9 protein-coding genes and 1 pseudogene are annotated in these 12,884 nt (G+C 72.1%); 4 read left to right on the top strand and 6 right to left on the bottom strand.

The window, feature by feature from the left end; all coding sequences use genetic code 11:
- The first annotated feature begins 114 nt into the window (after positions 1–114).
- Together ACSU6M_RS11135 and ppdK are read left to right on the top strand one after the other, a co-directional pair.
- Entirely contained in the window at positions 115–1,317 is a 1,203-nt protein-coding gene (locus ACSU6M_RS11135; protein WP_437069181.1) for an ROK family protein, read from the top strand.
- Between the two features lie 409 nt (positions 1,318–1,726).
- Positions 1,727–4,441, top strand: coding sequence for a pyruvate, phosphate dikinase (gene ppdK / locus ACSU6M_RS11130; protein WP_437069179.1), 2,715 nt, complete (start codon positions 1,727–1,729; stop codon positions 4,439–4,441).
- Between the two features lie 234 nt (positions 4,442–4,675).
- Here the strand turns inward: ppdK and nirD are convergent, their stop codons facing one another.
- The 3 genes from nirD to ACSU6M_RS11115 are packed head-to-tail and all read right to left on the bottom strand — an operon-like array spanning position 4,676 to position 8,829.
- Positions 4,676–5,026, bottom strand: a complete 351-nt coding sequence (gene nirD / locus ACSU6M_RS11125; protein ID WP_437069178.1) for a nitrite reductase small subunit NirD — start codon at positions 5,024–5,026, stop codon at positions 4,676–4,678.
- Positions 5,023–7,626, bottom strand: a complete 2,604-nt coding sequence (gene nirB / locus ACSU6M_RS11120) for a nitrite reductase large subunit NirB (RefSeq protein ID WP_437069177.1) — start codon at positions 7,624–7,626, stop codon at positions 5,023–5,025. The genes nirD and nirB overlap by 4 nt, the downstream gene beginning before the upstream one ends.
- Positions 7,627–8,829 carry an NAD(P)/FAD-dependent oxidoreductase gene (locus tag ACSU6M_RS11115; RefSeq protein ID WP_437069176.1) on the bottom strand — a complete coding sequence of 401 codons (1,203 nt, stop codon included), beginning with the start codon at positions 8,827–8,829 and terminating at the stop codon, positions 7,627–7,629.
- Between the two features lie 150 nt (positions 8,830–8,979).
- On the opposite strand from ACSU6M_RS11115, the gene ACSU6M_RS11110 reads away from it, so the two are divergent.
- Positions 8,980–9,762 (top strand): sulfite exporter TauE/SafE family protein, encoded by a 783-nt coding sequence (locus ACSU6M_RS11110; protein ID WP_437069174.1) that lies wholly within the window; start codon positions 8,980–8,982, stop codon positions 9,760–9,762.
- A 26-nt stretch (positions 9,763–9,788) separates the two neighbouring features.
- On the opposite strand, the gene ACSU6M_RS11105 is transcribed toward ACSU6M_RS11110, so the two are convergent.
- Positions 9,789–10,691, bottom strand: coding sequence for an NAD(P)-dependent oxidoreductase (locus ACSU6M_RS11105; RefSeq protein WP_437069173.1), 903 nt, complete (start codon positions 10,689–10,691; stop codon positions 9,789–9,791).
- A 95-nt stretch (positions 10,692–10,786) separates the two neighbouring features.
- Here ACSU6M_RS11105 and ACSU6M_RS11100 point away from each other — a divergent pair.
- Positions 10,787–11,161: pseudogene (locus tag ACSU6M_RS11100) on the top strand (winged helix-turn-helix transcriptional regulator); the annotation flags it as partial.
- 291 nt (positions 11,162–11,452) lie between these two features.
- Here the strand turns inward: ACSU6M_RS11100 and ACSU6M_RS11095 are convergent.
- Positions 11,453–12,082 carry a class F sortase gene (locus ACSU6M_RS11095; protein ID WP_437069171.1) on the bottom strand — a complete coding sequence of 210 codons (630 nt, stop codon included), beginning with the start codon at positions 12,080–12,082 and terminating at the stop codon, positions 11,453–11,455.
- Positions 12,083–12,194: 112 nt separating this feature from the next.
- Positions 12,195–12,707 carry a hypothetical protein gene (locus ACSU6M_RS11090; protein WP_437069170.1) on the bottom strand — a complete coding sequence of 171 codons (513 nt, stop codon included), beginning with the start codon at positions 12,705–12,707 and terminating at the stop codon, positions 12,195–12,197.
- Positions 12,708–12,884 lie beyond the last annotated feature (177 nt).

The following is a 12,884-nucleotide window of genomic DNA, read 5'->3' as shown; positions in this document are numbered from 1 at the left end:
ATGACACCGGCGCCACCGCCGGGCAGTTCGGCAGTGGCCACCGGAGAGTTACGCCTATTTAACACGCAAAACTCAATATGTAATGCAAGGTTGAGAAACACAAGGGGGTGCGCAATGACGGCCAGGAGTCAGGCGAGCGCGGGCGAACTGCTCGAACTGGTGCGCAGTGGACGCGCCACCACGCGCGGCGCGCTGCAGCAGGTGACCGGGTTGTCCCGGGCCACCGTCGGCCAGCGCCTGGACCGGCTGTTCCGCGCGGGCTGGCTGCGCGAGGGGGCGGGCGGGCCGGTGGACTCCCCGCTCGGCGGGCGCCCCTCGATCACCCTGGAGTTCGACGGGGAGCACGCGGTCGTGCTGGCCGCCGACCTGGACACCCGGCACGCCCGCGCGGCCCTGCTGTCCCTCACCGGGGAGATCCGCGCCGAGCGCGGCGGCACCCTGGTGATCGAGGACGGCCCCGACGCGGTGCTCGGCGAGCTCGGGCGCTGGTTCGCCGGGCTGCTGGCCGAGGCGGGGCACCGGCCCGAGGAGGTGTGCGGCATCGGGCTCGCGGTGCCGGGCCCGGTGGACAACGAGACCGGCCGGGTGGTGCAGCCGCCGATCATGCCGGGCTGGGACGGCTACGACATAAGGGGCCGCCTGGCCAGGGCGTTCACCGAGCACACGGGCGCGGGTGCGGTGCCGGTGCTGGTGGACAACGACGCCAACCTCATGGCGTACGGCGAACAGCGCACCGCGCACCCGGACTGCTCGGCCTTCGTGCTGGTGAAGGTCTCCACCGGGATCGGCGCCGGCGTGGTCGTCGACGGCTCGGTGTACCGGGGCGTCGACGGCGGTGCCGGGGACATCGGGCACATCCGGGTCCCGGAGGGCGCCCAGGCGCTGTGCCGGTGCGGCTCCTACGGCTGTCTGGCCGCCGTCGCCAGCGGTGGTGCCCTGGCCCGGCGGCTGACCGAGGCGGGGGTGCCGGCGGCCTCCGGCTCGGATGTGCGGGCGCTGCTCGCGGCCGGGCACCCGGAGGCGGTGGGGTTCGCCCGGGAGGCGGGGCGGCTGGTGGGGGAGGTGCTGGCGACGGTGGTGACCCTGCTCAATCCGGGGGTGCTGATGATCGCCGGGGATCTGGCGGGGACGCCGTTCCTGACCGGGGTGCGCGAGCTGCTGTACCAGCGGGCGCTGTCGCGCTCCACGGCTCATCTGGACATCGTCACCTCCCGCCTGGGGGAGCGGGCGGGGCTGGTGGGGGCCGGGGCGCTGGTCGTGGAGCATCTGTACGCACCCGAGCGGGCCGAGGAGCGGTTGCGGGCGCTGGGGGTGTGACGCGCTGGTGACGGGCGTGTCTCCGGTCCTTCTCGGCGGTCCGGATGGTGATATCCCGGCGCCTATGAGAGCGTGATTCTCGCCACCCTTGATAAGGGTTGCGCTCAGATGAGCGGATCATGGGCGACTGCACTTCCTCAAGGGGTGGCACTGAGTGCCACCCCTTGATCGTTCATCGATCGAAATCAGACGTGTCGGAGAGTGCTCAGATGAGCGGTATCTGCGGTCCGTGAGCGTTGATGCATTCAAGAAGTGAACACAAAGCGCCCGCTTGGGTTACCACCTGTTGACTTTCGATCTGGTGGCGGACCGCTGGTTACGGGCGCATGACGCACGAGTGGACGTACCCAGACGCCTTCGATCTGGGTATGTTCCTCGCCGTCAGGGCAGCCACCGCGTCCTCCAGGAGTTGGGACCCGTGTCGGAAAATCAAAAGTTCGTTTACGACTTCACCGAGGGCAACAAGGACCTCAAGGACCTTCTCGGCGGTAAGGGTGCAAACCTCGCCGAGATGACCAACCTGGGTCTTCCCGTCCCGCCGGGCTTCACCATCACCACCGAGGCATGCAAGGTCTACCTCGACAGCGGCGAGGAGCCGGTGGCACTGCGTGACGAGGTGAGCGCGCATCTCGCCGCCCTCGAAGAGCGCATGGGCAAGAAGCTCGGCCAGGCCGACAACCCCCTCCTCGTGTCGGTCCGTTCGGGCGCCAAGTTCTCCATGCCCGGCATGATGGACACGGTCCTCAACATCGGCCTCTCCGACAAGTCGGTGCAGGGCCTGGCCAAGCAGGCCGGCGACGACCGGTTCGCCTGGGACTCCTACCGCCGCCTGATCCAGATGTTCGGCAAGACCGTCCTCGGCGTCGACGGCGAGCTGTTCGAGGAGGCCCTCGACAAGGCCAAGGACGCCAAGAAGGTCACGGTCGACACCGACCTCGAGGCCGCGGACCTCAAGAAGCTGGTCACCACCTTCAAGAAGATCGTCAAGAAGGAGACCGGCCGGGACTTCCCGCAGGACCCGCGCGAGCAGATGGACCTCGCCATCAAGGCGGTCTTCGACTCGTGGAACGGCGACCGCGCCAAGCTCTACCGCCGCCAGGAGCGCATCCCGCACGACCTGGGCACCGCGGTCAACGTCTGCTCCATGGTCTTCGGCAACCTCGGCCCCGACTCCGGCACCGGTGTCGCCTTCACCCGCGACCCCGCCTCCGGCCACCAGGGCGTCTACGGCGACTACCTCCAGAACGCCCAGGGCGAGGACGTGGTCGCGGGCATCCGCAACACGGTCCCGCTCGCGGACCTGGAGTCGATCGACAAGAAGTCGTACGACCAGCTGATGCAGATCATGGAGACCCTGGAGAACCACTACAAGGATCTCTGCGACATCGAGTTCACCATCGAGCGCGGCCAGCTCTGGATGCTCCAGACCCGCGTCGGCAAGCGCACGGCGGGCGCCGCCTTCCGTATCGCGACCCAGCTGGTGGACCAGGGCCTGATCGACGAGGCCGAGGCGCTGCAGCGCGTCACCGGCGCCCAGCTCGCCCAGCTGATGTTCCCGCGCTTCGACGAGAGCGCCAAGGTCCAGCAGGTCGGCCGGGGCATCGCCGCCTCGCCGGGTGCCGCGGTCGGCAAGGCGGTCTTCGACTCGTACACCGCCGTGAAGTGGTCCCGCTCCGGCGAGAAGGTCATCCTGATCCGCCGCGAGACCAACCCCGACGACCTCGACGGCATGATCGCGGCCGAGGGCATCCTGACCTCCCGCGGCGGCAAGACCTCCCACGCGGCCGTCGTCGCCCGCGGCATGGGCAAGACCTGTGTCTGCGGCGCCGAGGAGCTGGAGGTCGACACCAAGCGCCGCCGGATGACCGTGCCCGGCGGACACGTCGTCGAGGAGGGCGACGTCATCTCCATCGACGGCTCCTCCGGCAAGGTCTACCTGGGCGAGGTCCCGGTCGTGCCCTCCCCGGTCGTGGAGTACTTCGAGGGCCGGATGCACCCCGGCGCCGACGACGCCGACGAGCTGGTCCAGGCCGTGCACCGGATCATGGCGTTCGCCGACCGCAAGCGCCGGCTGCGCGTACGCGCCAACGCCGACAACGCCGAGGACGCGCTGCGCGCCCGCCGGTTCGGCGCCCAGGGCATCGGTCTGTGCCGCACCGAGCACATGTTCCTCGGCGACCGGCGCGAGCTGGTGGAGCGGCTGATCCTGGCCGACACCGAGGAGGAGCGCGACGAGGCCCTGGCGCAGCTGCTGCCGCTGCAGAAGAAGGACTTCGTGGAGCTGTTCTCCGCGATGGACGGCCTGCCGGTGACCGTGCGCCTGCTCGACCCGCCGCTGCACGAGTTCCTGCCCGACATCACCGAGCTGTCGGTCCGCGTGGCCCTCGCCGAGTCCCGGCAGGAGCCGCACGAGAACGACCTGCGTCTGCTCCAGGCCGTCCACCGCCTGCACGAGCAGAACCCGATGCTGGGTCTGCGCGGCGTACGCCTCGGCCTGGTCATCCCCGGCCTGTTCACCATGCAGGTCCGCGCGATCGCCGAGGCGGCCGCCGAGCGCAAGAACGCCAAGGGCGACCCGCGCGCGGAGATCATGATCCCGCTCGTCGGCACCGTCCAGGAGCTGGAGTTCGTCCGCGAGGAGGCCGACCAGGTCATCGCCGAGGTCGAGACCGCCACCGGCACCGACCTGAAGCTGTCCATCGGCACGATGATCGAGCTGCCGCGCGCCGCGGTGACCGCCGGTCAGATCGCCGAGGCCGCGGAGTTCTTCTCCTTCGGCACCAACGACCTGACCCAGACGGTGTGGGGCTTCAGCCGGGACGACGTCGAGGCGAGCTTCTTCACCGCGTACCTGGAGAAGGGCATCTTCGGGGTGTCGCCGTTCGAGACGATCGACAAGGACGGCGTCGGCTCCCTGGTCAAGCAGGCCGCGAAGGCCGGCCGCGAGACCCGCCCCGACATCAAGCTCGGCGTCTGCGGCGAGCACGGCGGCGACCCCGAGTCGGTCCACTTCTTCCACGAGGTCGGCCTGGACTACGTCTCCTGCTCCCCGTTCCGCATCCCGGTGGCCCGCCTCGAGGCCGGCCGCGCCGCGACACAGGCGGAGGGCAGCGACCACCGCTGACCGAGAGGGCGGCGAGCTGCTCGCCGTCCCGCAATACCCCGGAGCCGCCGTCGGTCCCCGACCCTCAGAACCGATCGGCGGCGGCCCCGGACCACGGAAAGGGGCGGCACCCGTGCGGGGGTGCCGCCCCTTCGTGCTGCCCGGGGCCGCGCCCCTGCCTGCGCGTAGCCGGTGGGACGCGGTGAGGCGCGCACCCGGTCGGCGGCGGGTGCGCGCCTCGTGGGGAGGGGCGGGTCAGGAGGCGCGGACCTCGTAGGTCGGTACGGAGACCGTGTCGTCGTCGAGGCAGGCGCCGGTCTCCAGGTCGAAGCGCTGCTTCAGCAGGGGGGAGGCGACGTAGGGGCGGCCCTGGTGGGTGCCGGTGAGGCCGCGGGAGAGGACGGCCGCGCCGGCGAACGGGTCGCGGTTGTCGATGGCGTACAGCCGGTCCGCGCGGTCGCGGAAGAGGGCGACCTGACGGCCGTCGGGGAGCAGGGCGGCCACGCCCCGGCCGGGCTGGAGCCGGCCGAGGTCGCAGACGGTCAGCCAGTCGTCCGCCAGACGGATCTGAACCTTCAGGTCGGTCTGCTCGGGTGCCATGGTCATCGCTGCGCGCTTCCTTCCAGGGGACGGGTGCCGATGGTGAGCATCGGGAGGTCCGGCTTGATCTGGTCCCGCTCGGGGACGAAGGCCACGACGGGGTCGGGCGTGTCGGGGGCGTTCACGAAGGACACGAACCGGGCGAGCTTCTCGGGGTCGTTGATGGTCTCCGCCCACTCGTCGCGGTACGCGGCCACATGGTCGGCCATCAGCGACTCCAGCTCCGCGCAGATGCCGAGCGAGTCCTCCACGACCACGTCGCGCACATGGTTCAGGCCGCCGGGGATGCGCTCCAGCCAGGTGGAGGTGCGCTCCAGACGGTCCGCCGTGCGGATGTAGAACATCAGGAACCGGTCGATCAGACGGATCAGTTCCTCGTCGTTGAGGTCCTGGGCCAGCAGGTCCGCGTGGCGGGGCGTGGCGCCGCCGTTGCCGCCGACGTACAGGTTCCAGCCGTTGGCCGTGGCGATCACGCCGAAGTCCTTGGACTGGGCCTCCGCGCACTCGCGCTGGCAGCCGGAGACCGCCGACTTCAGCTTGTGCGGGGAGCGCAGGCCGCGGTAGCGCAGCTCCAGGTCGATCGCCATGCGCACCGAGTCCTGCTGGCCGTAGCGGCACCAGGTGGAGCCCACGCAGGACTTCACCGTGCGCAGCGCCTTGCCGTAGGCGTGGCCGGACTCGAAGCCGGCGTCCACCAGCCGGGTCCAGATCAGCGGCAGCTGTTCGACGCGGGCGCCGAACAGGTCGATGCGCTGACCTCCGGTGATCTTGGTGTAGAGGCCGAAGTCGCGGGCGATCTCGCCGATCACGATCAGTTTCTCCGGGGTGATCTCACCGCCGGGGATACGAGGGACGACGGAGTACGACCCGTTCTTCTGGAGGTTGGCCAGGAAGTGGTCGTTGCTGTCCTGGAGGGCCGCCTGCTCGCCGTCCAGGACGTACACGCTGGCGCCGATGGTCGGGGCGAGGGAGGCGATGATCGAGCCGACGGCGGGCTTGCAGACCTCGCAGCCCTCGCCGCCGCGGGCCTCCTCACGGCCGTAGCGGTCGAGCAGCTCCTGGTAGGAGTTGATGCGCAGGGCGAGGACGATCTCGTACAGCTCCTCGCGGGTCTGCGAGAAGTCCGGGCACAGGCCCTTGTCGACCTCGATGCCGCCGGCCTCCAGCTCGGCGTCCACGAGCTGGCCGAGGACCTTCAGGCAGCTGCCGCAGCCGGTGCCGGCCTTGGTGCACTTCTTCACCTCGGGCACCGATGTGCACTGGTGGTCGGTGACCGCGCCGCGGATCGTGCCCTTGGTGACGTTGTGGCAGGAGCAGATGATCGCGTCGTCGGGCAGCGAGGCCGGGCCGAGCTGGACCGCCTCGCCCGCGCCGGCCGGCAGCACCAGGCTCTCCGGCGCGACCGGCGGCACCGTCCCGGTCAGGGCGCGCAGCGTGCCGTACGCCTCCGCGTCACCGACCAGGATGCCGCCGAGCAGCGTGCCGTCGGACCCGATGACCAGCTTCTTGTACAGGCCGGAGCGGGAGTCGGAGTAGACGACGTCCAGGCAGTCCTCGGTGGTGCCGTGCGCGTCGCCGAAGGAGGCCACGTCCACGCCGAGCAGCTTCAGCTTGGTCGACAGGTCGGCGCCGGTGAAGGACGCCTCGTCGTCGGCGATGGTCGCGGCCGCGGTCTTCGCCTGCTCGTAGCCGGGGGCCACCAGGCCGTACACCCGGCCGTCGGCGGCCAGCGCGCACTCGCCGATCGCGAACACGCTCGGGTCGGTGACCGTGCGGCACTGCTCGTCGACGGTGATGCCGCCGCGCTCGCCGACCGCGAGGCCGCAGTCGCGGGCGAGCTGGTCGCGGGGGCGGACGCCGGCGCTGAACACCACCATGTCGACGGCGAGTTCGGAGCCGTCGGACAGCTTCATGCCGGTGACGGCACCGTCGTCGCCGACCACGATCTCCTGTGTGCCCACCCCGGTGTGCACGGTCAGGCCCATGCCCTCGATGGTGCGCAGCAGGGCCGCGCCGCCGCCCTCGTCGACCTGCACCGGCATCAGCCGCGGCGCGAACTCCACGATGTGGCTGTCCAGTCCGAGGCCCTTGAGCGCGCCCGCGGCCTCCAGGCCCAGCAGACCACCGCCGACCACGGCACCCGTGGTCGCCTTCCTCGCGTACTCCTCGATGGCGAGGAGGTCCTCGATCGTGCGGTACACGAAGCAGCCGTCGGCGTCCTTGTTCGGCACCGGCGGGACGAACGGGTAGGAGCCGGTCGCCAGCACCAGGTAGTCGTAGGCGATGACGAGACCGGAGCGGGCGGTGACCTTCTTCGCCTCGCGGTCGATCGTCTCCGCCGGGTCGCCCAGGTGCAGCTCGATGCCGTTGTCCTTGATGAACTCCATGTCCGTCATGGACAGTTCCTCGGGCGAGGTGCCCGAGAAGTACGAGGTGAGCTGCACGCGGTCGTACGCCGGACGCGGCTCCTCGCACAGCACGACCACACGGTGGTTCGCGGTCAGGCCGCGCTCGGCGAGCGACTCCAGGAAGCGCTGGCCGACCATGCCGTGGCCGACGAGCACGATCGTGGGAGTGGTGGGGTTGGCCCCCGGGGTGGCGGACATTCAGGAGCCTCCATCGTTGGTGAGCAGGTGGAGCAGCGGACCGTCGTCGGGGAGCGGCTCTGCTCCCTCCCAGGCGCGCGCCAGCGCGCCGACGGTGCCGAGTTCGCCGACGAGGACCCCGCCGACCAGGCGGTCGTCGCGGACGACGACCTTGCGGTAGGTGCCGCGCGTGGCGTCGGTGAGCTGTACGACGTCGTCACCGGGCAGCGGTACGGTCTCGCCGAAGGCGGCGAGGTCCAGGCCGGTCAGGGTGAGCCGGGTCAGCGAGCGGGTGCCGCGGTAGCGGGCGGCGGTCCGGCCGGCGAGCAGTTCCGCCAGGACGTCGGCCTGCTCCAGCGCCGGGGCGGCGAGTCCGTAGAGCACGCCGTCGTGCTGGGCGCAGTCGCCGATGGCGTGGATGTGCGGGTCGGAGGTGCGCAGCTCGTCGTCGACGAGGACGCCCTTGTGCACGGAGAGGCCGGCGTCCTTGGCGAGGCCGACGCGCGGGTGGACACCGCAGGCCAGGACCACCAGGTCGGCGTCGAGCGCGTAGCCGTCGGCCATCTCCACGGAGCGGACCGCGCCGCCGACACAGCGCACGTCCCGCACCCGGCACTCGGTGTGCACCTCGACGCCGAGGTCGGTGAGGTGGCGGTGCACGAGCCGGGAGGCGGCCGGGTCGAGCTGGCGCTCCATGAGCCGCTCGGACTGCTGGGCCAGCACCACCGCCGCGCCGCGCAGAGCGAGGGCGCGGGCGGCGGAGACGCCGAGCAGCCCGCCGCCGATGACCACGGCTCTGGTGCCGGGCCGCACCGCCTTGGACAGGCCCAGGCAGTCGTCCATGGTGCGGAAGGCGTGCACGCCCTCGGGCAGCTCGTGGTCCGGGGTGAACAGTCCGCGCAGCGGCGGCAGCACCGGATTGGAGCCGGTGGCCAGGACCAGCGTGTCGTATGCGATCTCGGTGCCGTCCGCGCAGGCCACGGTCCGGGCGGCGCGGTCGATGCCGGTCACGCGGGAGCGGACGTGGTCCGCGGGGGCCGGCAGCGCGATCACATCGGGGCTGTACCGTCCGGCCAGCACCTCGGCGAGCAGCACCCGGTTGTAGGGCCGGTGCTCCTCCTCGCCGACGAGCAGCGCGGGCGTGCCGAGCTCGGCCAGCCGCCGGGCGAGCCGTACGCCCGCGAGGCCGGCGCCGATCACCACCACACGCGAATTCGAGGTCATGGCATCGAGCGTGCGACGTGGGTGTTACCCGACCGCATCGCGTCTGTTTCCCGGGAGGAACGCTGCCCTCAGCGGGGGCGGGGGGTGGGTGTGAGGGGGGAGGGGAACCGATTGGACGGTACAGCCGCCCGTTCCTTAGGCTCCCTAACTGTGCCCGACATATCGCTCGCCATGATCGCCCTGCTGTGCCTGGCCGCCCTCGCGGCGGGCTGGATCGACGCCGTGGTGGGCGGTGGCGGACTGCTGCTCCTGCCCGCGCTGCTGCTCGGCCTGCCGGCCGGCTCGCCCGCCGCGAACGCGCTGGGCACCAACAAGGCGGTGGCGATCGTGGGCACCACGGGCGCGGCGGTGACCTACGCCCGCAAGGCACCGGTGGACGTGCGCACGGCGGTGCGGATCGGGCTGGCGGCGCTCGCCGGATCCTCCGCGGGGGCGTTCTTCGCGGCCGGGATGAGCACGGAGGTGCTCAAGCCGGTGATCATGGTGGTGCTGCTGGGCGTCGCCGCCTTCGTCATCCTCCGGCCCGCCTTCGGCTCCGCCCCCGCCCCCGGCCCGGTCACCCGCCGCCGGATCCTCGCCGCGATCGGCCTGGCCGGCCTCGGCATCGGTTTCTACGACGGGCTGATCGGCCCCGGCACCGGCACCTTCCTGGTCCTCGCCCTGACCGCCGTGCTCCACCTCGACCTGGTGACCGCCTCCGCGACCGCCAAGATCGTCAACTGCTGCACCAACGCCGGGGCGCTCGCCATGTTCGCCTGGCAGGGCGCGGTCCTGTGGCAGCTCGCCGCCCTGATGGCCGTGTTCAACCTCGCGGGCGGCACTCTGGGCGCGCACACCGCCCTGAAGAAGGGCAGCGGCTTCGTCCGGATCGTGCTCCTCACGGTCGTCCTCACCCTGGTGGCGAAGCTCGCGTGGGAGCAGTGGGCGGCCTAGGACCCGATACGGCCGCAGGCCACCCTCTACGCTCCCCGCACCCGCAGCAGGTCGATGACACCCGCGTTGTCCTCGTCGCCGTGCCCGGACTCCACGCGGCGGCGCATGAGGTCGAAGTACGGCGTCAGCAGCTCGGTGCTGACGCCCATCTCCTCGGCCGTCCGCGTGAACGTGCCGATCCCGCCGGCCTGCATGGCCAGGCTGGAGACGACGTCCGTGGTGAAGTCGCCGCTCTCCAGCCGCTCGGCGGCCACATGCACCAGGGACGACATCGCGTTCAGCCACCCCTGGAGCAGCGGCGCGAGCTCCTTGGGCGCGATGTCCTGCCCGCGGATCAGGGCGAAGGCGTGCGCGACCCCGCCGAGCATGCCGTACATACCGCTCAGCAGCGCCACGTCGTGCAGCGCGGCGAACCCGGCGTCCCGGCCGACGAAGTTGACGCCCGCGGGCACGGCGAGGGTCGCCCGGTGCTCCTCGACCAGCTCGGCCGAGCCGCTGTAGAACACGAACGCCCCGGAGGCGGGGTCGCCGATCATCGGCGGCACGGCCATGATGCCGCCGTCCGCGAAACGGGCGCCGCGCTCCTCGGCCCAGGCGGCACGGGCGCGGCCCTCGGCCGGTGTGCCGGTGGTCAGGTTGACGATGTCCCGGCCGGTGAGGTCGGCGCCCTCCAGCGCCTCGCCGACCGAGGCGTCGTCCAGCAGACAGACGATCACCAGCCGGTTCGCGGCCACGGCGGCGGCCGCGCTCGCAGCGACGGTGGCGCCCTCGGCGGCCAGGGCCTCGGCGCGGGCGGGGGTGCGGTTCCAGACGGTGACGGCGTGGCCGGCGGCGAGCCAGGCGCGGGCGAGGGCGGTGCCCATGGTGCCGGTGCCGAGCAGGGTGATCGAGGTGGGTGCGGTGTGCGCGGTGACTGCGTTGTCTGTCATGACGACTACCCTCGGGTGAGGGAACAACCTTCTCAAGTACGCACTTACGAGTGGGTGGTTACCGCCGGGAAAGCATCCAGGCAGGGAGGACGGGCATGGCGACGGGGACGGGTCCGGGCACGGTCGGCCGGCGGCCGGGATCGTACATCTGCGGCACCGACGCGGCGATGGATGTGATCGGCGGCAAGTGGAAGGTGCTGATCCTGTGGGCCCTGCATGTGCGCCCGCACCGCTTCGGGGAGCTGCGCCGCGGACTGCCGGGCGTCACCGAGAAGGTGCTCGCCGCGCAGCTGCGGGAGCTGGAGGCGGATGGCATCGTGCACCGCGAGGAGTACCCCGAGGTGCCGCCGCGCGTGGAGTACTCGCTGACCACACGGGGCGAGACCCTCAACACGGCCCTGGAACCGCTCGCGGCATGGGGCAAGGCGAACCTGCTGGGCGGCTCGGCCCACGCCACGGGGCAGCCGGGTGTTTCGGCTCAGGCAACGGGTCAGCCGGGTGCTTCGGCCCAGGCCACGGGTCAGTCGGTTGCTTCGGCCCACGCCTCGGCTCAGCCGGTTGCTTCGGCCCAGGCCGCGGGGCAGCCGGTTGCTTCGGCCCACGCCACCGCTCAGCCTGACGACTCGGCGCACCCCGCCCCCCAGTCGACGGCCGGAGCGCGGTCGGCCCCCGCAGCCCAGCCGAGCCCTCAGCCGTCCCGCGCAGCCCACCCCGCCCCTCAGTCGGCCCCCGCAGCCCACCCCACCCCCCAGCCGCGCCCCTCAGCGCGTCCCGCTCGTCAGTCGGGCGAAGACGACCACGTTCCCCTGGTAACCGGTCGCGCGTGAGTAGCCGCCGCCGCAGGTGATCACCCGCAGCTCGGGCCGCGGGGCCGCCCCGTAGACCTTCTGGTCGGGGAAGTCGCGCGCCTGGTAGACCTCGACGGCGTAGACGGTGAACCGGGCGGTGCCGCCGTCGCGCCGGTCGATGTCGATGACGCTGCCCTTCTTCAGCGAGCCCAGCGCGAAGAAGACGGCGGGGCCGTCCGCGTTGTCGACGTGCCCGGCGACGATCGCGGTGCCCTTCTCGCCGGGGCTGGTGCCGGCCTCGTACCAGCCGGCGAGGTTGCGCCGCTCGGCGGGCGGCACGTCGAGGCTGCCGGACGGGGTGAGGCCGAGCCCCATGAGCGGCGCGTCCACCCGGATGGCGGGGATGCGGATGCGCTCGGGCGGGGAGGGCGGCAGCGCGGGGGCGGTGGACGCGGCGGGCTCGCGGTCCGTGTCCGGACCGGCCTCGGCGGCGGACGGCTGGGGCGGGGCGTGCGGGGCGGTGCCGTTGTGCAGCAGCCAGGCGCCCGTGCACAGGGCGGCGGCGGTGACGGCCGCTATGGCGAGGTTGCCGTAACTGCGCAACGGGACGCTCCTCTCGGGCGGGCCCCGCGCCCCCTCCGGGCCGCGAGGGGCGGTCGGACCCGGAGGGGGAGGGGACATGCGGTACCGGCGGACGGACAGCGGAGGGTGTCCGTCAGATCCCGTCGCCTCTCGCCCGGCGATGCAGGAGCCAGGTACCGCCCGCGGCGGCGACGGCGAGGGCCGCCACGCCTGCCGCGGTCTGCACGGGATCGGGGCCCAGAGCGCCGCCGACCCCCGTCTTCACACTGCCGCGCGGCTGCACCGCGGTGAGCGTCACCACGAGGTCGCCGCGCACCTCGCGCCCGCCGCGGGCGCACCGGGCGACGATCTCGTACGTCCCCGGCTGGGCGCTCGGCGGCACCGTGAACTGGCCGATCAGCTCGCCCTCCCGGGCGCTGGGCGCCAGCGTGAAGTGCCCGGCCCCGACCGCGCTGGCGTCCCCGGCCGCCGTACCGGCGTCGCCGCAGGCCGCCGAGTTCACCGTGACCGCGCCGCCCGGCACCACCGAGGACGGGTAGACCTCCAGACCGGTGGTGCCGGCGGCGTACGCGGACGCGGCGAGCGGTCCGGTGACGGTGGTGACGGCGAGCGCGGCGCCGGTCAGCAGCCGGGCGGTACGTCGCATGCGGCGCTCCTTGACGAGTCCGGGAATGGGCCCCTGCCCTTCCGAGGTAAAAGGCAGGGCGCCCGGACCGCTTCCTGATGGAGCGTCAGAATCACTCCGAACGTGCGGCGCCCGAGCCGCCCGGGGAGGCTGTTTCGGCAGGTCACGGCCAGGACGCGAACAGGTGGCACAAGAACA

This window comes from Streptomyces sp. enrichment culture (genome assembly GCF_964272895.1).
Classification (GTDB): Bacteria; Actinomycetota; Actinomycetes; order Streptomycetales; family Streptomycetaceae; genus Streptomyces.
This window is presented reverse-complemented; position numbering and strand designations above follow the sequence as displayed.